Origin of the sequence: Streptomyces sp. IBSBF 2435 (assembly GCF_036815005.1) — a bacterium.
Classification (GTDB): Bacteria; Actinomycetota; Actinomycetes; order Streptomycetales; family Streptomycetaceae; genus Actinacidiphila.
The window spans coordinates 71,324-91,954 of record NZ_JAJSYW010000002.1 but is presented as its reverse complement, the minus strand read 5'-3'; the positions used below and the strand labels follow the sequence as shown (position 1 = coordinate 91,954).

At 72.8% G+C, this 20,631-nt stretch carries 17 protein-coding genes; 13 read left to right on the top strand and 4 right to left on the bottom strand.

Annotated features, from left to right (window positions below; translation table 11 throughout):
• Window positions 1–368 precede the first annotated feature (368 nt).
• The gene (locus V7E46_RS01325) at window positions 369–5,024 is read right to left on the bottom strand and encodes an ATP-dependent helicase (protein ID WP_333766655.1); all 4,656 of its coding nucleotides are present in this window, start codon (window positions 5,022–5,024) and stop codon (window positions 369–371) included.
• Window positions 5,025–5,115: 91 nt separating this feature from the next.
• Between V7E46_RS01325 and V7E46_RS01320 the strand changes: the two genes are divergently transcribed.
• The 7 genes from V7E46_RS01320 (at window position 5,116) to recX (ending at window position 10,497) form a co-directional block, all read left to right on the top strand.
• Complete coding sequence (locus tag V7E46_RS01320) at window positions 5,116–5,964, top strand: AraC family transcriptional regulator (protein WP_333766654.1); 849 nt, start codon at window positions 5,116–5,118, stop codon at window positions 5,962–5,964.
• A 24-nt stretch (window positions 5,965–5,988) separates the two neighbouring features.
• Window positions 5,989–6,747 (top strand): AzlC family ABC transporter permease, encoded by a 759-nt coding sequence (locus V7E46_RS01315; protein ID WP_333766668.1) that lies wholly within the window; start codon window positions 5,989–5,991, stop codon window positions 6,745–6,747.
• Entirely contained in the window at window positions 6,744–7,073 is a 330-nt protein-coding gene (locus V7E46_RS01310; RefSeq protein WP_333766653.1) for an AzlD domain-containing protein, read from the top strand. Before V7E46_RS01315 ends, V7E46_RS01310 begins: the two co-directional genes overlap by 4 nt.
• Window positions 7,074–7,116: 43 nt before the next feature.
• Window positions 7,117–7,311 carry a DUF3046 domain-containing protein gene (locus V7E46_RS01305; protein ID WP_329174045.1) on the top strand — a complete coding sequence of 65 codons (195 nt, stop codon included), beginning with the start codon at window positions 7,117–7,119 and terminating at the stop codon, window positions 7,309–7,311.
• 123 nt (window positions 7,312–7,434) lie between these two features.
• Window positions 7,435–8,574, top strand: a complete 1,140-nt coding sequence (locus tag V7E46_RS01300) for an AI-2E family transporter (RefSeq protein ID WP_333766652.1) — start codon at window positions 7,435–7,437, stop codon at window positions 8,572–8,574.
• A gap of 215 nt (window positions 8,575–8,789) precedes the next feature.
• The gene (gene recA, locus V7E46_RS01295; RefSeq protein WP_329182331.1) at window positions 8,790–9,908 is read left to right on the top strand and encodes a recombinase RecA; all 1,119 of its coding nucleotides are present in this window, start codon (window positions 8,790–8,792) and stop codon (window positions 9,906–9,908) included.
• A complete protein-coding gene (recX, locus tag V7E46_RS01290) occupies window positions 9,826–10,497 on the top strand; it encodes a recombination regulator RecX (protein WP_333766651.1) in 672 nt (223 codons plus the stop codon). The genes recA and recX overlap by 83 nt, the downstream gene beginning before the upstream one ends.
• 48 nt (window positions 10,498–10,545) lie before the next feature.
• Here recX and V7E46_RS01285 read toward each other — a convergent pair whose 3' ends face one another.
• Window positions 10,546–12,252, bottom strand: coding sequence for an FAD-dependent monooxygenase (locus V7E46_RS01285; protein ID WP_333766650.1), 1,707 nt, complete (start codon window positions 12,250–12,252; stop codon window positions 10,546–10,548).
• Window positions 12,253–12,637: 385 nt separating this feature from the next.
• On the opposite strand from V7E46_RS01285, the gene V7E46_RS01280 reads away from it, so the two are divergent.
• Both V7E46_RS01280 and V7E46_RS01275 read left to right on the top strand, forming a co-directional pair.
• The gene (locus tag V7E46_RS01280; RefSeq protein ID WP_333766649.1) at window positions 12,638–13,393 is read left to right on the top strand and encodes a response regulator transcription factor; all 756 of its coding nucleotides are present in this window, start codon (window positions 12,638–12,640) and stop codon (window positions 13,391–13,393) included.
• Window positions 13,394–13,419: 26 nt separating this feature from the next.
• Window positions 13,420–14,850 (top strand): sensor histidine kinase, encoded by a 1,431-nt coding sequence (locus V7E46_RS01275; RefSeq protein ID WP_333766648.1) that lies wholly within the window; start codon window positions 13,420–13,422, stop codon window positions 14,848–14,850.
• A 90-nt stretch (window positions 14,851–14,940) separates the two neighbouring features.
• Here the strand turns inward: V7E46_RS01275 and V7E46_RS01270 are convergent, their stop codons facing one another.
• Window positions 14,941–15,957: a TAXI family TRAP transporter solute-binding subunit gene (locus tag V7E46_RS01270; RefSeq protein WP_333766647.1), complete on the bottom strand. Its 1,017-nt coding sequence runs from the start codon at window positions 15,955–15,957 to the stop codon at window positions 14,941–14,943.
• Window positions 15,958–16,157: 200 nt separating this feature from the next.
• Here V7E46_RS01270 and miaB point away from each other — a divergent pair, with 200 nt between their 5' ends.
• Window positions 16,158–17,657 carry a tRNA (N6-isopentenyl adenosine(37)-C2)-methylthiotransferase MiaB gene (gene miaB / locus V7E46_RS01265; protein WP_333766646.1) on the top strand — a complete coding sequence of 500 codons (1,500 nt, stop codon included), beginning with the start codon at window positions 16,158–16,160 and terminating at the stop codon, window positions 17,655–17,657.
• A 65-nt stretch (window positions 17,658–17,722) separates the two neighbouring features.
• Complete coding sequence (locus tag V7E46_RS01260) at window positions 17,723–18,442, top strand: class III extradiol dioxygenase subunit B-like domain-containing protein (protein WP_333766645.1); 720 nt, start codon at window positions 17,723–17,725, stop codon at window positions 18,440–18,442.
• A 115-nt stretch (window positions 18,443–18,557) separates the two neighbouring features.
• Here V7E46_RS01260 and V7E46_RS01255 read toward each other — a convergent pair whose 3' ends face one another.
• Window positions 18,558–18,794 (bottom strand): antitoxin, encoded by a 237-nt coding sequence (locus V7E46_RS01255; RefSeq protein ID WP_333766644.1) that lies wholly within the window; start codon window positions 18,792–18,794, stop codon window positions 18,558–18,560.
• A 236-nt stretch (window positions 18,795–19,030) separates the two neighbouring features.
• On the opposite strand from V7E46_RS01255, the gene miaA reads away from it, so the two are divergent.
• Entirely contained in the window at window positions 19,031–19,954 is a 924-nt protein-coding gene (miaA, locus tag V7E46_RS01250) for a tRNA (adenosine(37)-N6)-dimethylallyltransferase MiaA (RefSeq protein WP_333766643.1), read from the top strand.
• A 105-nt stretch (window positions 19,955–20,059) separates the two neighbouring features.
• On the top strand, window positions 20,060–20,611 hold the full coding sequence (locus tag V7E46_RS01245; RefSeq protein ID WP_333766642.1) for a hypothetical protein: 552 nt from the start codon (window positions 20,060–20,062) through the stop codon (window positions 20,609–20,611).
• Window positions 20,612–20,631 lie beyond the last annotated feature (20 nt).

The window sequence follows — 20,631 nt, the reverse complement described above, 5'->3', positions numbered from 1 at the left end:
TGCGCCCGCAGCCCGCCTCTCACCGTCGTGTGGCGACGACGCTCAGCCCCGGGGGCGCGAGGAACTGCATGCCTGCCACGACGCAGCGCTGTACCCGGACGGACCGCCGTCAGCCCGGGGGCGCGGGGAACTGCGCGATCAGCCCCCACCGGGCCGCGGATCGTCACCGGCCCGGCGGGTCTGCTCGGTCCGACCCGGACCACCGGCCCGTGGCCGGCGGGGCGCGCAGTTCCCCGCGCCCCGCGGACGGGCATCCCCTGCCGGAGGGCAACCGCACGCCCCCGGCCCCGGCGACGCGCGTCCACTGACGCAGCGGCGGCCCGGTCCCGGGCCACGCACTCGGGAGCACATGCGTACCCCGCAGGGGATCAGTGACCGTCCCGCAACCGCAGCCCGCGAGGCGTCGCATGGAAGCCCGCTGCTTCCAACGCCCGCCCCAGCGGCGAGGTCAACGCGGACTCACCATTGGCACGCTCCACCGTGAGCTTCCCCAGCGCGCCCTCCCGCACCGCCAGCGCCAGCGCATCCGCCGCGGCCTGCGTACGTATCTCGTCGATCGGCCAGGCGAGCAGCGACTTGCCGCCCCGCTCCACGTAGAGGGCAACCTCGCCGTCGGTGAGCACCACCAGGGCGCCTGCCTTGCGGCCGGGGCGGTGCCCGACGCCCGTCGGCTGCTCGGGCCACGGCAGGGCGGCACCGTACGGGTTGGCCGGGTCCGCCGCGGCGAGCACCACCGTCCTGGCGCGGCCGGACTGCTCCTCTTCCCGCTCCCGGGCCGTACTCAGCGCCCGCAGCCGGTCCACCGCCCCGTCCATCGCGAACTGCGCCGCGCCCAGCCCCTCGACCACATAGCCGCGCCGTGCCTGGCCGGTCTCCTCGAACGCAGCCAAGACCCGGTACGCCGCGGAGAACCCCCCTTCGACGCCTTCCGCCGCCACCGCGCCCCGGGTCACCACCCCGTGCCGGTCGAGCAGGGCGTGGGTGAGGGCGTGGGCCCGCAAGGTCGGGTCCTGCTCAGCTGTCGGGACCAGCGACCAGCGCCCCGCGGTGGTCGGCGGACCGCTGCGGGACGCCGTGGGGCGCGGCGCGGCCCGGCTCGCGAGCGAGCTGTACCGGCCGCGTGGCACCGACCGGGGTGCCCGGTGCGCCGTCGCTCCCGCGGTGCGGCCGGAGCCGAGCAGGGCGCGCAGCGGCGCGAGCGTGTCATTGGTGAGCCGTCCCGACCAGGCCAGATCCCAGACCGCGTCGGCGAGCTGCGGCTCCGTGGCTCCCAGGTCACCCGCTCTCACCTGGTCGGCGATCTGCCGGAAGAACAGCCCGTACCCGCCGGACAGCGCGGTCAGCACGGCCTGGTGGAGCGGGGTCAGCTCCAGCGGTTGCGGCGGCGGGAGCAGCAGCGGCGCGGTGTCGGCGAGGTAGAGCGAGACCCAGCCGTCCTTGCCCGGCAGCGCGCCGGCTCCGGCCCAGAGGATCTCGCCGGAGGCCGTCAGCTCGTCCAGCATCGCCGGGGAGTAGCCGGTGACCCGGGACGGCAGTACCAGCTTCTCCAGCGCGGACGCCGGCACCGACGCGCCCTGCAACTGCTCGACCGCCCGCGCCAGACCGTCCATCCCGCGCAGGCTGTGCGTGCCGACGTGCTGCCACTGCGGCAGGAAGACCCCCAGCGTCGCGGGCGGCACCGGCTCCAGCTCCTGCCGGAGCGCCGCCAGGGACCTGCGCCGCAGCCGGCGCAGCACTGTGGCGTCGCACCACTCCTGGCCCGCGCCGCCCGGCCTGAACTCGCCCTGTACCACCCGGCCGGCCGCGCCCAGCCGGTGCAGCACGCCGTCCGCCACCGCCGCCCCCAGCCCGAACCGCGCTGCCGCCTCCCCGGTCGTGAACGGGCCGTGCGTGCGGGCATAACGGGCCACCAGATCCCCGAGCGGATCCTTCACCGGCTCGGTGAACGCCACCGGCACCCCCACCGGCAGCGCCGTGCCCAGCGCGTCCCGCAGCCGTCCCGCGTCCTCGACCGCCGCCCAGTGCTCGGCCCCGGCGATCCGCACCCGGATCGCCCGCCGGGCGGACTCCAGCTCCGCGGCCCAGCCCGGATCGGCGCCCCTTGCGGCCAACTCCACATCGGTCAGCGGGCCGAGCAGCCGCAGCAGGTCCGCGACGCCCTCGGCGCTCCTGGCCCGGCGGTCCTCGGTCAGCCACTGCAATTCGCGGTCCAGCTCGGCCAGCACATCGGCGTCGAGCAGTTCGCGCAGCTCGGCCTGCCCCAGCAGCTCCGCCAGCAACCGCGAGTCCAGCGACAGCGCCGCCGCCCGCCGCTCCGCCAGCGGCGAATCGCCCTCATAGAGGAACTGCGCGACATAACCGAACAGCAGCGACCTGGCGAAGGGCGACGGCTCGGTCGTGGTGACCTCGACCAGCCGTACCCTGCGGGCCTCGATGTCGCCCATCAGCTCCACCAGACCCGGCACGTCGAAGACGTCCTGGAGGCACTCGCGCACCGCCTCCAGCACGATCGGGAACGATCCGAACTCGGAGGCGACCTCCAGCAACTGCGATGCCCGCTGGCGCTGCTGCCACAGCGGGGTGCGCTTGCCCGGGCTGCGGCGCGGCAGCAGCAGCGCGCGGGCCGCGCACTCCCGGAACCGGGAGGCGAACAGCGCGGAGCCGCCCACCTGCTCGGTGACCAACTGCTCGACCTCGCCCTTGTCGAAGGCCACATCGGCGGCCCCCACCGGCGACTGCTCGGGGTCGAATTCCGCCCCGTGCTGCACGGGGGCGACATCCAGCAGGTCGAGGCCCATCAGATCGGCGTCCGGCAGCCGCAGCACGATGCCGTCGTCGGCGTGCATCGCCTGGGCGTCCAGACCGTACTTCTCCTGGAGCCGGGCGCCGAGCGCCAGCGCCCAGGGCGCGTGCACCTGCGCGCCGAACGGGGAGTGGATGATCACCCGCCAGTCACCCAGCTCGTCGCGGAAGCGCTCGACCACGATCGTGCGGTCGTCCGGGACGTGGCCGCAGGCCTGCCGCTGCTCGGTGAGATAGGCCAGCACATTGTCGGCGGCCCAGGTGTCGAGGCCCGCCGCCGACAGCCGCTTCCTGGCCGGCTTCTCGGCAAGCGCGCCCACCTCGCGCAGCCACGCTCCCAGCGCCCGGCCCAGCTCCAGCGGGCGGCCGAGCTGGTCGCCCTTCCAGAAGGGCAGCCGCCCCGGCACACCGGGGGCGGGCGAGACCAGCACCCGGTCCCTGGTGATGTCCTCGATCCGCCAGGACGTGGTGCCCAGGGTGAAGACGTCGCCGACCCTCGACTCGTACACCATCTCCTCGTCCAGCTCGCCGACCCGCCCCCCGCCCTTCTTCGGGTCGGCGCCGGCCAGGAACACCCCGAACAGGCCCCGGTCCGGGATGGTGCCGCCCGAGGTGACGGCCAGCCGCTGCGCCCCCGGCCGTCCGGTCACCGTGTTCGCCACCCGGTCCCACACCAGCCGGGGCCGCAGCTCGGCGAAGGCGTCGGAGGGATAGCGCCCGGCGAGCATGTCGAGCACCGCCGTATAGGCCGAATGCGGCAGGGACGCGAAGGGCGCGGCGCGCCGCACCACCGTCAGCAGCTCATCGACGTCCCAGCTGTCCAGCGCGGTCATGGCGACGATCTGCTGGGCCAGCACGTCCAGCGGGTTGGACGGCACCCGCAGCGACTCGATCGCCCCCGCCCGCATCCGCTCGGTGACCACCGCCGACTGCACCAGGTCACCGCGGTATTTGGGGAAGACCACTCCGGTGGACACCGCCCCGACCTGGTGTCCCGCGCGCCCGACCCGCTGGAGCCCCGAGGCCACCGACGGCGGCGACTCCACCTGGACGACCAGGTCGACGGCGCCCATGTCGATACCGAGTTCCAGACTGGAGGTGGCGACGACGGCCGGCAGCCGGCCGGCTTTCAGGTCCTCCTCGACCAGTGTCCGCTGCTCCTTGGACACCGAGCCGTGGTGGGCGCGGGCCAGTACCGGCGGGGCGCCACGGGCCGCACCCGACTGGGCCATGACCTCGGCGGGGGAGTGGGCCTCGGGCAGCGGACCGCCCTCCGCGCGCTCCTGGCCGATCTCATTGAGCCGGTTGCACAGCCGCTCGGCCAGTCTGCGTGAATTGGCGAAGACGATCGTCGAGCGATGCGCCTGCACCAGATCGGCGATCCGCTCCTCCACATGCGGCCAGATCGAGGGCCGCTCGGCCGGACCCGCGGCGGGACCGCTGTGCTCGGCATGGTCGGCGACCGGTGAGCCGCCCAGCTCGGCCAGATCCGCCACCGGCACCACCACCGACAGCTCGAACCGCTTCTGCGACGGGGGCTGGACGATGGCCACCCTGCGCTGCGGGGACAGATAGCGGGCGATCTCGTCCACCGGGCGGACGGTGGCCGAAAGGCCGATCCGGCGGGCGGGCCGGTCCAGCAGGCGGTCGAGCCGTTCCAGCGACAGGGCCAGATGCGCGCCCCGCTTGGTGCCGGCCACCGCGTGCACCTCGTCCAGGATCACCGTCTCCACCCCGCTCAGTGCCTCCCGGGCGGCGGAGGTGAGCATGAGGAAGAGCGATTCCGGGGTGGTGATCAGGATGTCGGGCGGCCTGGTGACCAGCGCGCGCCGCTCCGCGGGCGGGGTGTCCCCCGAGCGGATCCCGACGCGTACCTCGGGCTCGGGCAGCCCGAGGCGTACCGACTCCTGGCGCAGGCCCGCGAGCGGACTGCGCAGATTGCGCTCCACGTCCACCGCCAGGGCTTTCAGCGGTGATACGTACAGCACCCGGCAGCGCTTGCGGGCCTCGGCCGGCGGCGGGGTGGCCGCGAGCCGGTCGAGTGCGGCCAGGAACGCGGCGAGTGTCTTGCCCGAACCGGTGGGGGCGACGACCAGCACGTCGGAGTCCTCGGCGATGGCCGTCCACGCCCCGGCCTGGGCGGGCGTGGGCTCGCTGAACGCCCCCGTGAACCACGCGCGGGTGGCGGGGGAGAAAGCATCGAGGCTGCTGCGACTGGACATGCCACCATCCTGCCTCGCCGCACCGACAGCCCGCTGAGCCAGAACCGCGACCTGTGGATAACTCCTGGCGCGGCCACGCCACAATGGCCTCATGATCCCGCGCGAGCAGGCCAGACACTGGGAGCACCCCGCGCTGCCGGGGGTGGATCTGCTGCACGCCCGCTACATCCGGCACACCTTCCCCCGACATGCCCATGACGGCTATGTGATCGCCGCGATCACGGGGGGAGTCGAGGGTATCGGGCTGCCGGACGGGGCCGAGCGGGCCGGTACGGGCGGTGTCGTCCTGATCAACCCCGAGACCCCGCACACGGCCTACGCGGGCACGGAGGAGGGCTGGGCCTACCGCGTCCTCTACCCCACCCGGCAGGTCGTCGCCGCGGTGGCCGCCGAGATCTCCCTGCCGCGCGGCACCCCTGCCTTCACCACCGCCGTCCTGCACGACCCCGCCACTGCCCGGATGATTGCCGATGTCCACGCTGCCGCGGAGCGCGACAACGCGCTGGCGGCCGACACGTGCCTGCGGCTCCTGGTCGCCCGCCTGCTCACCCGGCACGGTGCAGGACCGGTCGCCGCTCGGGGCCGTCAGGGCGGCCGGGACGTCGCCGCCCGGGCACGGGAGCTGCTGACGGCCAGGCTTGCGGAACCGCCGGGCCTGGAACAGCTCGCCGCCGAAGTCGGCACCAGTCCCTTCGCCCTGCTACGGGCGTTCAAGGCGGTCTACGGACTGCCCCCGCACGCCTGGCTGACCGGCGAGCGTGTCAAGGCCGCCCGCCGTCTGCTGGAGGCGGGCGTCGCGCCCGCGACCGCCGCGACCGCCGTCGGCTTCACCGACCAGCCGCACCTCAACCGCCACTTCACCCGCATCGTCGGCGTCCCGCCGGGGGCGTACCAGCGCGAGCGCAAGAATGTACAAGACCTGGCGCCGGGTGCTTCCTAGCCTGGGCGGGTGACCGCACCACCGATACCCGATCGGGCCGCAGACCCGCCATCGTCCCCACTTCCCTCCTCGTCCCGCTCACGCGTGGTCCGCGACGCCCTCGGCGTCGGTGTGGCCGTGGGCCTGTCCGGCTTCGCCTTCGGCGTGACCTCGGCCGGCGCCGGGCTCACCGTGCTGCAGAGCTGCATACTGTCCCTGCTGGTCTTCACCGGCGCGTCCCAGTTCGCCCTGGTCGGTGCGCTCGGCGCGGGCGGCAGCCCCTATACGGCGGCGGCCGGCGCGCTCTTCCTCGGCGCCCGCAACGCCTTCTACGGACTCCGCCTGTCCCAGCTCCTGCGGCTGCCCGCGGTGCTGCGCCCGCTGGCGGCGCAATGGGTCATCGACGAATCCTCCGCGGTGGCGCTCGCCCAGCGGGACCGGGCCAGTGCCCGGCTCGGCTTCACTGTGACCGGTGCGAGCCTGTATGTGCTGTGGAATCTCACCACCCTGCTCGGCGCGCTGGGCGCCTCGGCGCTCGGCGACCCCGCGGCGTGGGGCCTGGACGCGGCCGGTCCCGCCGTCTTCCTCGCGCTGCTGGCCCCCATGGTCAAAGGCCGTACCGAACGCGCCGTCGCGGCCTTGGCAGTGGCCCTCGCGCTGACGGGGCTGCCCCTGCTGCCGGCCGGTGTGCCGGTGCTGGTCGCCGCCCTCGCCGCGCCACTGGTGCTGGCGGCCGGCGGCCGAGGCCGCAGCGGAGCCGGCACCGCACCTGCCGGACCGGCGAAGGACGAGGCGCGGCAATGAGCACAGGCGCGAACACCTGGATGGCGATCACCGTGACGGCGGCAGGCTGCTACGCCGTGAAACTGCTGGGTCTGTCCGTACCGGCAGGGGTGCTGGAACGACCGCTGGCCAAGCGGCTCGCGGCCCTGGTGCCGATCGCGCTGCTCGCCGCGCTCACCGCACTGCAGACCTTCGGGACCGATCAGCTGCGCCTTGCCGTCGACGCGCGCGCCGCCGGGCTCGCGGCCGCCTGGGTCGCGGTGCTGCTGCGGGCGCCGTTCCTGGTGGTGATCGCGGCAGCGGTGCTCGTCACCGCGGCGGCACGCGCGCTGTCCGGCGCATGGTGACGGCGGGCGGGATCCGCACGGCGGGCGCGCGATACTGGCAGCCATGCGGTTGACGACTTTCTGGGAACGAATGCGCGCCCACTTCGGTGACGCCTACGCCGACTCCTTCGCACGTGACCATGTCATGGCGGAACTGGGCGGGCGTACGGTCCACCAGGCGCTGGACGACGGCTGGGAGACCAAGGACGTCTGGCGTGCGGTGTGCGCCGCTATGGACGTACCCGCCGCCCGGCGCTGACCCGCCGCCGGCCGGACGCCCCGCGCTGCCCGGCCGGCCACGCCGGAGCCGCAGCAGGTGCACCTGCTGCGCCGAATGAGTCGATATCAGGACTTTCCCCCCGGGTAGGGCGACACTTGGCGCGTGGCAGGAAGCGACGACACCCCCGATCCGGCCACGCCTCCTGCGCCGCCCCCCGACGGACCCGGACCGCCCGACACGCCGCGCGCGCCCCGCGCCCGCATGCCGCGCTGGCTGCCGCGCGCAGTGGTGCTGACCCTCGCGCTCATCGCCTGCTACCAGTTCGCGCACTGGGCCTTCGACCGGCTCATCGGACTGCTGGTAAACGTGCTGATCTCGTTCTTCTGCGCCGTGGCCATCGAGCCCGCGGTGGACTGGATGGCCACCCGCAAGGTGCGCCGCGGGCTGGCCACCGGCCTGGTCATCCTCGTGGTCCTGATCGCGGCGGCGGGCTTCGTCCTGGCGCTCGGCTCGCTGCTGGTCGATCAGATCGGCACCATCGTGCGCAATCTGCCGCGGTACGTGGACGACGTCGTGGTGTGGATCAACAAGACCTTCCACTCGCACCTCGACACCGGCAATCTCAGGGACAACGTCCTGCACTCCAACTGGGTGCGCACCTACCTCGCGAACGGCGCCAGCAGCGTGTGGGGACTGTCGGCCACCGTCATCGGCACCGTGTTCCAGATCTTCACCGTGCTGCTGTTCACCTACTACTTCGCGGCCGACGGCCCGCGGCTGCGGCGGGCGCTGTGCTCCGTGCTGCCGCCCGCCCGCCAGGCCGAGGTGCTGCGGGCCTGGGAGATCGCGGTCGCCAAGACCGGCGGCTATCTCTACTCCCGCGCCCTGATGGCGCTGATCTCCGGGATCGCGCACTACATCCTGCTCCAGGTGCTCGGAGTGCCCTACGCGCCCGCGCTCGCGGTCTGGGTCGGACTGGTCTCGCAGTTCATCCCGACCGTCGGCACCTATCTGGCGGGCGCGCTGCCGGTCCTGATCGCGTTCACCGAGGACCCGTGGGACGCCCTGTGGGTGCTGTGCTTCGTCGTGGTCTATCAGCAGTTCGAGAACTACCTGCTCCAGCCGCGGATCACCGCGCGCACCGTGGACATCCACCCGGCTGTCGCCTTCGGCTCGGTCATCGCGGGGACCGCCCTGCTCGGCGCGGTCGGCGCCCTCATCGCGATTCCCGTGACCGCCACACTCCAGGGTTTCTTCGCGGCCTACGTGCGGCGCTACGAGGTGACCGATCCCCGGGCCTGACGCCCCGGCGGGTCGCTTGACACGGAATTCGAACATCCATTCTTATGTAAGCGCCGGACGGATTCCCGGGTCGGCGGCAAGGATTCGGACCGGAACCGCTGGTCGGAACCGCCCGAGTTATCCACAGGCCGGAGCGACGTCCGGGCGCGTTGTCAGTGGCAGGCGCTAGCGTCGTGGACGTGAAGCGATCGAACCAGACATCCCGGGTGGAGCCCATGGCAGGAAACGACCGCGACAAGGCGCTCGACGCCGCGCTCGCGCAGATTGAACGGCAGTTCGGCAAAGGCGCGGTCATGCGCCTCGGCGACCGGCCGAATGAGCCCATCGAGGTCATCCCCACCGGGTCGACCGCGCTGGACGTGGCCCTCGGCGTCGGCGGACTGCCGCGCGGCCGGGTGGTGGAGGTGTACGGCCCCGAGTCCTCAGGAAAGACCACGCTGACCCTGCACGCGGTGGCCAACGCGCAGAAAGCCGGCGGCACGGTGGCGTTCGTGGACGCCGAGCACGCCCTCGACCCCGACTACGCCAAGGCCCTCGGCGTGGACACCGACAACCTTCTGCTGTCGCAGCCGGACACCGGCGAGCAGGCGCTGGAGATCGTGGACATGCTGGTCCGCTCCGGCGCCATCGACCTCATCGTGATCGACTCCGTGGCAGCCCTCGTGCCGCGGGCCGAGATCGAGGGCGAGATGGGCGACTCGCACGTCGGCCTCCAGGCCCGGCTGATGAGCCAGGCGCTCCGCAAGATCACCAGCGCGCTCAACCAGTCGAAGACCACCGCGATCTTCATCAACCAGCTCCGCGAGAAGATCGGTGTGATGTTCGGCTCGCCGGAGACCACCACCGGTGGCCGGGCGCTGAAGTTCTACGCCTCGGTCCGGCTCGACATCCGCCGGATCGAGACGCTCAAGGACGGCACCGACGCGGTCGGCAACCGCACGCGCGTCAAGGTCGTCAAGAACAAGGTCGCGCCGCCCTTCAAGCAGGCCGAGTTCGACATCCTCTACGGCCACGGCATCAGCCGTGAGGGCGGTCTGATCGACATGGGCGTCGAGCACGGCTTCGTCCGCAAGTCCGGCGCCTGGTACACGTACGAGGGCGACCAGCTCGGCCAGGGCAAGGAGAACGTCCGCAACTTCCTCAAGGACAATCCGGACCTGGCGGACGAGATCGAGAAGCGGATCAAGGAGAAGCTGGGCGTCGGCGTGCCGAAGAAGGTGGAGGCGGCACCGGCGGCCCAGCCGGGCGCCGATGCGGCAGATGCCGCGGCGCCGGCCAAGGCCGAGGTTCCGGCACCGAAGAAGGCTGCCAAGGCCACCGCTGCCAAGGCCTGACGCCATGGCGCGCAGAACCCAGGAGCGCGGCGGCTCTTCCGAGTCGAGGGCCTCGCAAGAGCCGCCGCTCGATCCCGAGGAGCAGGCGCGGGCACTGTGCCTGCGCCTGCTCACCGGGATGCCACGCACGCGCCGGCAACTCGCCGACGCCATGCGCAAGCGCGAGATCCCCGATGAGGTCGCCGATTACGTCCTGGAGCGCTTCCAGGATGTGGGGCTGATCGACGATCAGGCGTTCGCCAACACCTGGGTGGAGTCACGGCACCGCGGCCGCGGCCTGGCCCGCCGGGCACTCGCCCAGGAACTGCGCCACCGCGGGGTGGACGCCGAGTTGGTGACCGAGGCCGTCGGCCTGCTCGACCCCGAGCAGGAGGAGGAGACCGCACGGGCCCTCGTACAGCGAAAACTGCCCGGCACCCGCGGCCTTGACCGGGACCGGCGGATCCGGCGGCTGGCCGGAATGCTCGCACGCAAGGGATACGGCGAGGGGCTGGCACTGAGAGTGGTGCGCGACGCCCTCGCACAGGAGAAGGACGACGACGCCGCCGAGCCGCGGCACGGCGTCGAGGGACAGGACGCATGGGAATAGCCGAGCGGCCGGGCAGGCAGGCAGAGCGGCGCCCGCACCGGCCGCGGCCTACCGCGTACGCCCGCTGACCCGCGTACCCGCCGCGCCGCTCCCCGGGGCCTCTCGGGCGTCATCGTGCTGGTCGTCGGCGTCCGGGCCGTCCCCCTCGGCCGAGGTCGGCGGACCGCCGCGAGCCAGATCGGCATAGGAGTACAGCTCCGCCGGACGGCAGCCGACCATGGACGTGACCAGATGGCCGTCCGGCCGGATCAGCAGCACACTGTGCGCCGTCGCACCCGGGTAGGTCTCGGCCACCAGCAGTTCCGCCGGAGTGGGCAGCGCGGCGACCGCGGACGCCAACCGGGGCATCAGCCCGGCCGTCAGCCAGTGCCTGCTCTCCCACACCCCGGTGCCGGGCGCGACCAGGACCACCACCAGCCCCCGCCCCAGCCGGTCCCGCAGGCGCCCGACCGTACCGTCGAGCGCCGTCACCTGCACATCGCTGACCCGGCCGCCCGGCGGCGTGTCGCACCCCGCCACCAGCGGCGACGCCCCGGACCTGCCCCCGCCCGACCGCGGCGCGGGCAGCGCCAGCGGCGAACGCCCGTAGACCCGGGAGGCGGCTGCCGCCCCCCGCCCCAGGTGGCTGTCGGTCAGCAGTTCCGCCTGCCCGCGCGTCGACCCCGACAGCAGCGACTGCCGTACATTCTGCCAGGCACCGCTCGCCCGGAGCATCGGGAGCACCTGGTCGGTGGCCCGCAGCCGGGCGCCGACCGCGCCGCGCCGCTCGGCCTCGTAGCTGTTGAGCAGGAGCTTGGACGCGCCGTCGTGCCACGCCAGGGCGAGCTTCCAGCACAGGTTCTCGGCGTCCCGCAGCCCCTCCTCGACACTCTGCGCCCCGAGCGCCCCCATCAGGTGCGCGGCGTCCCCGGCGAGGAAGACCCGGCCGGACCGCCACCGCCTGGCCAGCCGCTGATGCACCGAGTAGTCGGCGGAGCCCACGACCTCGTAGGGCACGACGCTGCCGCACCACGCGGTGAGCGTGCCGCGCAGCCGCTCCACCAGAGCGTCAGGGGTGAGCGCACGGGCCTGCACCGGCAGCAGCCAGTCCAGCCGCCACAACCCCTCGGGAAGCGGCCGCGCCGTCACCTCCTGCCCGGCCGGCGCCCCCGGCGGGTCCCGGTGCAGCAGGGCCACGCCCGGCTCGGGAAGGTCGGCGCGCACCACTGCCACAGCGTGCCGGTCCACCGCCGTGCGGCCCGGGAAACGCACCTCCAGCAGCTTGCGGACCGTCGACCGCGGGCCGTCGCAGCCCACCAGATAGCTGCCCCGCCACCATGTGTCGTGCGAGCCGTTGGTGTGCACCGTGACCCCGCGTCCGTCCTGCTCCAGCGCGTCCACCCGGCAGCCCGCCACGATCCGGACGGAGCCGCAGCCGAGCAGCGCCTGCCGCAGGCCGTTCTCCAGCCGGTGCTGCGCGATGTGCACCGGGGCCTCGTCCGCCCCGAAGTCGATCCGCGCCACCTCGTCGCGCCGGCGTACGGTCCGCCAGCCGGTCCAGGCGGCGCCGTCCTCGCGGACGGCGGGACAGCCGAGCCGCTCGACCAGCGCGACTTCTGCCGGACCGAGCACGGCGGTGCGCGAGTGCCGCAGCCCCTCGGCGTCGGCGATCACCTCCGCCTCGTCGAGGAGGATGACGGGGACGTCGCGGCGGGCCAGCGCGAGGGCGAGGGTCAGGCCCACAGGGCCTGCCCCCGCGACGATCACCGGGTCCACTCAGCTGCCCCCGGAAGAAGTGCGGTCACAAAGCGTATGCAACCCACTGCGCCTGCCCACGTCAAGCGACAGTCGCGCGTCGGCGCGGTGCGCCGACAGCACACCGGGCGCATGCCGTACGCACCGGACGGCGCCCGTGACGCGTACCGGCTCGGTAACGGTCGGCACCGTGAGCCGGTACCCCCTTGACGCACCCCCGGCCGATCAGCGTGGATTCGGTCACGGGGGCCGAAATGCGGCCCCCGGCCGCACGGCGGACCGGTGACGGGCAGACCGGCCGCCTCAGGCCGCCGTCGGCCGCGGGAAGGCCGCAGGACAGCCGGACGCACCCACAGGGCCCGACCGGCAGGGCCGGACGTGGCCGGACAGAAGGAGGAGACCACAGATGCGGCTGCTGCTGGTGGAGGACGACGACCGGGTTGCCGCGGCCGTCTCCGCACTCCTCGGCAAGCACGGATTCGACGTCAGGCACGCCCGCAGCGGCGAGGAGGCGATCCAGGCGCTGCTGCCCGACGGCGGGCCCTCCTTCGACTGCGTCCTGCTGGACCTCGGCCTGCCCGACCAGGACGGTTTCGAGGTGTGCAGCCGGATCAGGCGCAGGACCGCCACTCCGGTGATCATGGTCACCGCCCGCGCCGATGTCAGGTCCCGGATCCACGGTCTCAACCTGGGCGCCGACGACTACATCGTGAAGCCGTACGACACCGGGGAACTGATCGCCCGTATCCACGCCGTCAGCCGCCGCCTGCCGCTCAGTCCCGCCGGCCTCGCTCCGCCCGCCCCGGGTCCCGGCGGTGCGCCGGCAACGGGCGTGCAGAGCTCCGAATCCGCCGGGCAGCGCACCCGGCTGCTGCTCGGCCCGATCGCCATCGAACTGCCCAGCCGCCGCGTCACCGTGGACGGCGACCCGATCGTGCTGACCCGAAAGGAGTTCGACCTGCTGGCGCTGCTCGCCGGGCGGCCCGGGGTGGTCTTCCGCCGGGAGCAGATCATCAGCGAGGTGTGGCGGACCGCGTGGGAGGGTACGGGCCGCACCCTTGAGGTCCATGTGGCGTCCCTGCGCTCGAAGCTGCGCACCCCGGCCATGATCGAGACGGTGCGCGGGGTCGGCTACCGGCTCGTCGTGCCGTCCGCCGGCTGACCCGCGACCGGCCGAGGTCCCGCACCATGCGCACCCGACTGCTCCCGCTGCTGATCGTGCTGATGGCGGGTGTGCTGCTGGCTCTCGGCATCCCGCTGGCCGCGAGCCTGGCCGCCGCGCAGCAGCAGCGCGTCGTCGTCGACCGGATCGACGACACCACGCGCTTCGCCGCGCTGGCGCAGTTCGTCACCGCTCGCGACGAACAGAAGTCCCTCGTGGACAGTGTGGACGGCGAAAGGCTGCACACATTGCGCACGGAACTCGCCAGATACGAGCAGCTCTACGGCATCAGCGCCGGTGTCTTCTACCGCGACAGCACCGCGATGGCCACAGCTCCCAAGAGCTGGCAGCTGCCTGCGGAGGGCGAACTCTACGACGCCTACGAGTCGGCGCTGCTGGGCCGGCGCGCGCACCACCCGGCGCAGGTGTGGCCCTGGCAGCACCGCAGGCTCGCCATTGCCTCGCCGATCGTGCGGGACGGCGACGTGGTGGCGGTCGTCGTCACCGATTCGCCGACCGGCGCCCTGCGGTCCCGCATCCTGCACGGCTGGATGCTGCTGGCGGCGGGTGAACTCGCGGCCATGGTCATCGCCGTGCTGTGCGCGGTGCGGCTGACCGGCTGGGTGCTGCTGCCGGTGGCGACCCTGGACCGGGTCACCCACGACATCGCCACCGGCCGGATGAAATCCCGCGTCGGGCCGGCCGGCGGGCCGCCGGAACTGCGGCGCCTGATCCGTTCGTTCAACGAGATGGCCGACAACGTCGAGGCCGTGCTCGACCAGCAGCGAGCCTTCGTCGCCGACGCCTCGCACCAGCTGCGCAATCCGCTGTCGGCGCTGCTGCTGCGGATCGAACTCCTCGGCCTCGAACTGCCCGAGGGGCATACGGAGGCCGAGTCGGTCAAGGAGGAAGGGCTGCGGCTGGCCCAGGTGCTCGACGATCTGCTGGGCCTCGCGGTCGCCGAGAGTTCCGGCAGCCATTTGGTGGCCGTGGACATCGTGGCCATGGCCCGCACCCGTACGGCCGCCTGGCGGCCGGTCGCGGACCGGGCGGGCGTCGCCATGGACTTCGGCGCACCGCCCGACGGCTCCGCGGTGGCCGGGTGGGCCGACCCCGTCGCCCTGTCCAGCGCGTTGGACGCGGTGCTGGACAACGCGATCAAATTCACCCCTGCGGGCTCCACCGTCACCGTCGTGGTGGCGGCGGACAGCGACAGCGCCAGGGTCGTGGTCGCCGACAGCGGCCCCGGGCTGGCGGACGACGAGCTGCCCAGGATCGGCGACCGCTTCTGGCGCAGCGCCCGGCATCAGAACGTGCAGGGTTCGGGGCTCGGCCTGTCCATTGCGAGGGCCCTGCTCACCCAGAGCGGCGGCGCCATCGGGTACGGCCACCACGATCCGTGCGGCCTTGAGGTCACCCTCACCGTGCCGCGCACGGCACCGGTGGTGGCGACGTAGCGGCGGACCGCTCGTACATGGCGACGGCCCTGACATGTACGGCTTCCGCGGGTGGCGCGGTCATCTCGGCTTCCACGGCTTCCACGGCTTCTACGGCTTCACCGAGCGGTAGTAGCGTTCCGCGCCCACGTGCAACGGCAGCGGATCGGTGAAGACCGCGGTGCGCAGGTCCACCAGTTGGGCCGCGTGCACGACCGTGCCGATGGCGTCCCGGCTGTCGATCACCGCCCGGGTCAGCCGCTGCACCAGCCCGGCGTCCGCGCGGTCGGTGGTGACCAGCAGATTGGCCACCGCGATGGTCGCCACCGCCTTGCCGCCCTGCGCCGAGGGATAGGCGTCGGCCGGCATGACCGCCTGCCGGTAGTAGGCCATGTCGGGACCCAGCGCGTGCAGCGGCGCCACCAGGTCGCCGAGCTGCACCAGCTTGATCCGTGCCACCGGGGACGTCATCGCCGCGACCGCGGCGGTCGGCAGGCCGCCCGACCAGAAGAAGGCGTCGAGTCGGCCGTCGAGCAGCATCGCGGGCGCCTGGTCGATGCCGACCGGCTCCGCCGTCACGTCCCTGTCCATTTCCATGCCCGCCGCGGTGAACAGCCGGCGGGTGATGAGGTTGACCCCGGAGTCGGCCTGCCCGACCCCGACTGTCAGGTGGCGCAGGTCACGGATCGAGTGGACGGGGGAGTCGTACGGTACGACCAGCTGCATGTAGTCGTCGTAGAGCCGCGCGACCGCGCGCAGGTCCGACTTGCCGGGGCCGTCGTAACTTGCCACGGCGTCGGCCGCCGCAATGGTGAAGTCGGACCGCCCCGACGCGACCCGCTTGATGTTGTCGACCGATCCCTCGGTGTGCTGCAACGTCACATCGACCCCGGGCAGCGCGGTGCGCAGGTCCCCCTGCAGCAGCATCCCGTACTTCTCGTAGACCCCGTTGGCGACGCCTGTCGCAAACGACAGCGGAGCACGCGGATAGCCGGGCCCGCCGGACGGCACCAGCCACCAGACCAGCAGTGCGAGCGCCGACGCGGCGGCCAGCGCGGTCTGCTGCGCCCGCCGGCGCCGGGCGCGGCGGCCCTGCGGCCACAGCACACCGGGGCGGGGGAGGTCCATGCCCCGCGATCCTGCCAGGCTGCGGTGATACGCGGAAGGGCGGCCGAATACCGGGCGGCTCCCGTGGGTACGGGCGGCGCCCGCGGGCCGGCGACGGAGGAGGCGAAAGGCGCGGGAATTGCCGCGCTCTCGACGGCTGCACAAGACAGCGGCAAGACGGAGCGGCACGGCCCGGGAACCACGTACTCTGGGGAATTGTTATGAGCGCGCGTACTTACGAGGTCCGCACCTACGGGTGCCAGATGAACGTCCACGACTCCGAGCGGCTGTCCGGCCTGCTGGAGGGCGCCGGCTATGTACGGGCGCCGGCAGGCTCCGACGGAGCGGACGTCGTCGTCTTCAACACCTGTGCGGTGCGGGAGAACGCCGACAACCGGCTCTACGGCAACCTCGGCCAGCTGGTGCCGAAGAAGGCCGCCCGGCCCGGCATGCAGATCGCCGTGGGCGGCTGCCTGGCGCAGAAGGACCGCGACACGATCGTGAAGCGGGCGCCCTGGGTCGATGTCGTGTTCGGCACGCACAACATCGGGCAGCTGCCTGTACTGCTGGAGCGGGCCAGGATCGCCGAAGAGGCCCAGGTCGAGATCGTCGAGTCGCTGGAGACCTTCCCCTCGACGCTGCCCTCGCGCCGCGAGTCCGCGTACGCCGCGTGGGTCGCGATCTCCGTGGGCTGCAACAACACCTGCACCTTCTGCATCGTGCCTGCCCTGCGGGGCAAGGAGAAGGACCGGCGGCCGGGCGATGTGCTGGCCGAGGTCGAGGCACTGGTCGCCGAGGGCGTCATCGAGGTCACCCTGCTCGGCCAGAACGTCAACGCCTACGGCTCCGACATCGGCGACCGCGAGGCGTTCGGCAAACTACTGCGGGCCACCGGCGCGGTCGAGGGCCTGGAGCGCATCCGCTTCACCTCCCCGCACCCCCGCGACTTCACCGATGATGTGATCGCTGCGATGGCCGAGACCCCAACCGTGATGCACCAGCTGCACATGCCGCTGCAGTCGGGCTCCGACCGGGTGCTGAAGGCGATGCGCCGGTCGTACCGGCAGGATCGTTACCTCGGCATCATCGAGAAAGTGCGTGCCGCGATGCCGGACTCCGCCATCACCACCGACATCATCGTGGGCTTCCCCGGCGAGACCGAGGAGGACTTCGCGCAGACCCTGCACGTGGTGCGTGAGGCGCGCTTCGCACAGGCCTTCACCTTCCAGTACAGCAAGCGGCCCGGCACCCCCGCGGCCGACATGGAAGGCCAGATCCCCAAGGCCGTCGTCCAGGAGCGCTACGAGCGCTTGGTCGCGCTCCAGGAGGAGATCTCCTGGGAGCAGAACAAAACCCAGGTCGGCCGCACCCTGGAGGTACTGGTCGCGGAGGGCGAAGGCCGCAAGGACGACGCGACCCGCCGGCTGTCCGGGCGCGCGCCCGACAACAGGCTCGTGCACTTCGAGCGTCCCGAGGGCGGACAGGCCAGGCCTGGCGACATGGTGACCGTCGAGATCACCTATGCAGCCCCGCACCATCTGCTCGCGGAGCGCCCAGCGCTGTCCGTACGCCGCACGCGGGCCGGCGACGCCTGGGAGCGGCGGACCGCGGCTCCTGCGCCGCAGCCGGCCGGTGTGATGCTCGGGCTGCCGACGATCGGGGCACCGGCTGCCGGGGCCGCGGTACCGGCAGCCGCCGCGGGTGGCTGCTCGGCCTGCTGAGCCCGGTTCGGAGCGGCGCGGAGGACCGGGAGTCACTGTCCGGTACCGGCGGTAAGGTGTCGATCATGCTGGTCGCCGCTGCCGTCTGCCCCTGCCCGCCGCTGCTCGTACCCGAGGTGGCAGCCGGGGCCGCGCCCGAACTGGACGCGCTGCGGGACGTCTGCGCCGACGCGGTCGGCGTGCTGTCCGCGTCCCGGCCCGACCTACTGGTCGCCGTGGGACCGGCCGACGTGCCGGGCCGCGTCCCTTTTCCCGCGGGCGCCCGCGGCTCCTTCCGCCCGTTCGGCGTCGCAATGGACGTACGGCTCGGTATGGCGGCGGATTCCGGTGGCGGCGCAAACGACCATCGGGCACTGCCGCCGTCGCTGGCCGTCGCAGCATGGCTGCTGCGGGACTGGAAGGCGGGCCCGCTGGAGGGGCTGGGGGTGGGGGAACAGCTTGCACCCGACCGCTGCGCCGCTGCCGGGCGGGACATTGCCGCGTCGGCGGGGCGAGTCGCCCTGCTGGTGATGGGCGACGGCAGCGCGTGCCGTTCCGTCAAGGCGCCAGGCTATCTGGACGAGCGGGCGGAGGGTTTCGACGCGGCTGTCGGGGCCGCGCTCGCCGCCGCGGATATCGAAGCGCTGGCGGGGCTCGATGGGGAGCTGGCGCAGCAGCTCCGAGCGGCCGGCCGGGCGCCCTGGCAACTGCTGGCCGGCGCGGCGCGAGGTACAGGCCTCGGCGGACAGCTGCTGTACGAGGCGGCTCCCTACGGCGTGGGATATGTCGTCGCCGCCTGGAGCTGACCGGGCGCGTCGCACATGGACAAGCCGCGGAAGGTGGAATTCCGCGGCTGTCCGGTCTCACTCGCCGTCCATCCGCCGCCGTGCGGCGGATGCGGCGTTCCGCCGGGTGCCGGGGTCAGAGCGAGTCGCCGGTGTCCCGGCCGCCCTTGTCGCCCAGCTTGCCCGCGGCGTCCCTCGCCTTGTCCGCGCCAGTACCGATCTTGTCGCTGTACTTGCCGCCGGTCTTCGAGTCGGCGGTTTTCGCCGCCTTGTCGATCCCGGAGTCGACCTTGTCGCCGTGCTGCTCGGCGAGGTCGCCGGCCTTGCCTTTCGCCATGCCGAGCTTGTCCTTGAGCGTGTCCATGAAGCTCATCTGGCACCTTCCCTCGAAGATGACGCGATCAGGGCGGCGTCCTCGCCATCCAGCGACCGGATGGCCGCAGAACAGCGCAAGCATCGCAAAATGCCCTTCTCTCCAGACGATACCCGCGCCGCCGCGAATGCGCGCCGTCAGTCCCCGGTGCCGGGACCGGGGACTGACGGTGCGAGGTGCCGGGACCGGGGACTGACGGTGCGAGGCCGGCGCCGGATCTTTGGGAGACTGGCACCGTGAATAACCGTGTGATCGCCGTCGTCGGTCCCACCGCGGCCGGAAAGTCGGATCTCGGTGTCGCTCTGGCCCGGATCCTGGGCGGCGAGGTGATCAACGCCGACTCCATGCAGCTCTACCGCGGCATGGACATCGGCACTGCCAAGCTCCCGGCCGACGAACGCCAGGGCGTGCCGCACCATCTGCTGGACATCTGGGACGTGACGCAGGCCGCCAACGTCGCCGACTACCAGCGGCTGGCCCGCGCCGAGATCGCCCGCCTGCACGCGGTGGGCCGGGTCCCGGTCCTGGTCGGCGGCTCGGGGCTGTATGTCCGCGCCGCGATCGACCCGCTGGAATTCCCGGGCACCGACGCCGCCGTCCGCGCCCGGTTGGAGGCCGAACTCGACATGCGCGGCCCCGGCGCTCTGCATGCCCGGCTGGCCGCCGTCGACCCGGCTGCCGCGCGGGCGATCCTGCCCAGCAACGGCCGGCGGATCGTCCGCGCCCTTGAGGTCGTCGAGATCACCGGCCGCTCCTTCACGGCCAACCTGCCCCGGACCGAAGCCCTGGAGTCCGTCTACGACACCGTGCAGATCGGAATCGGCATCCCCCGGCCTCTGCTCGACGAGCGCATCGCCCTGCGGGTCGACCGCATGTGGGCGTCCGGTCTCGTGGCCGAGGTCCGCGCCCTGGAAGCAGTCGGACTGCGGGAGGGCCGCACCGCCTCCCGCGCTCTCGGCTATCAGCAGGTGCTCACCGCACTCGCCGGAGAGTGTACGGAGGAGCAGGCCCGCGCCGAGACAGTGCGGGCTACGAAACGTTTTGCACGCAGGCAGGATTCGTGGTTCAGGCGTGACGGGCGTGTGCACTGGCTCACCGCCCAGGGCGAGGAACTCACCGACCACGCGCTGACGTTGCTCGAAGAAGCGGTCACAGCCTGATCACGTGATGGCATCGGGACGCTCCGGCGTCCAGGAACAGCCCTTCCAGCGTGCCATCATCGAGCATCTAGCTACGGTGTCGGAGACTTGGGAGGGCGCGTGGCGATGGCAGCCGGCCCACGCGATACCCCCCAGGGGCGCGACCCAGCAGCGGGCTCCTACGAATCCCATGCGTCACAGGAGATCAACGGCGTCCCGGTCGGAAACGCGGAACCCGTCGACGAACTGGTGCACTTGGAGGCCTTGGACGCCCTCGGCGACCCGCTCGATCCCCTCGATCCGCTGGGCTCGACCGACGCCGTTCTGCCGCTCGACGGCGGCCAGTCATTCGGCGAACTGCGACCGCAACGGCGGCTGAGGATCTGGCAGCTCGCTCCGATCATCGCGCTCGCGGTGGGCGGATCTCTCATGTTCGCTTTCCCTCTCGCCTTCGAATCCGGCGACGCCGGTCCGGTCGTCGCCATGCTCGGCCTGCTCCTGTGCGGCTGCTCCGCGGGCTGGGGCCTGATGGCGGCTCGCAGGGTCGGCCACACCTGGCCGGGCCTGCCCGCCCGCGGGTCGGGCGCCCGGGTCGACTGGCGGTTCGTCGCCGGCTACGCCGCCGTGATCGTCCTGCTCGCCGTGCTGGCGGTCTGGCGCGTCGCCCGGCTGCGCTGACGGCCCGCGCCGCCCGCCCG

Excerpts from the sequence above, each read along its gene's own strand:
- recA (WP_329182331.1), top strand. The coding sequence starts at position 8,790 with ATGGCAGGAAACGACCGCGACAAGGCGCTCGACGCCGCGCTCGCGCAG.
- V7E46_RS01245 (WP_333766642.1), top strand. The coding sequence starts at position 20,060 with ATGGCAGCCGGCCCACGCGATACCCCCCAGGGGCGCGACCCAGCAGCG.
- V7E46_RS01275 (WP_333766648.1), top strand. The coding sequence starts at position 13,420 with ATGCGCACCCGACTGCTCCCGCTGCTGATCGTGCTGATGGCGGGTGTG.
- miaB (WP_333766646.1), top strand. The coding sequence starts at position 16,158 with ATGAGCGCGCGTACTTACGAGGTCCGCACCTACGGGTGCCAGATGAAC.
- V7E46_RS01280 (WP_333766649.1), top strand. The coding sequence starts at position 12,638 with ATGCGGCTGCTGCTGGTGGAGGACGACGACCGGGTTGCCGCGGCCGTC.
- recX (WP_333766651.1), top strand. The coding sequence starts at position 9,826 with ATGCGGCAGATGCCGCGGCGCCGGCCAAGGCCGAGGTTCCGGCACCGA.
- V7E46_RS01255 (WP_333766644.1), bottom strand. The coding sequence starts at position 18,794 with ATGAGCTTCATGGACACGCTCAAGGACAAGCTCGGCATGGCGAAAGGC.
- V7E46_RS01310 (WP_333766653.1), top strand. The coding sequence starts at position 6,744 with ATGAGCACAGGCGCGAACACCTGGATGGCGATCACCGTGACGGCGGCA.
- V7E46_RS01260 (WP_333766645.1), top strand. The coding sequence starts at position 17,723 with ATGCTGGTCGCCGCTGCCGTCTGCCCCTGCCCGCCGCTGCTCGTACCC.
- V7E46_RS01270 (WP_333766647.1), bottom strand. The coding sequence starts at position 15,957 with ATGGACCTCCCCCGCCCCGGTGTGCTGTGGCCGCAGGGCCGCCGCGCC.
- V7E46_RS01325 (WP_333766655.1), bottom strand. The coding sequence starts at position 5,024 with ATGTCCAGTCGCAGCAGCCTCGATGCTTTCTCCCCCGCCACCCGCGCG.
- V7E46_RS01305 (WP_329174045.1), top strand. The coding sequence starts at position 7,117 with ATGCGGTTGACGACTTTCTGGGAACGAATGCGCGCCCACTTCGGTGAC.
- V7E46_RS01320 (WP_333766654.1), top strand. The coding sequence starts at position 5,116 with ATGATCCCGCGCGAGCAGGCCAGACACTGGGAGCACCCCGCGCTGCCG.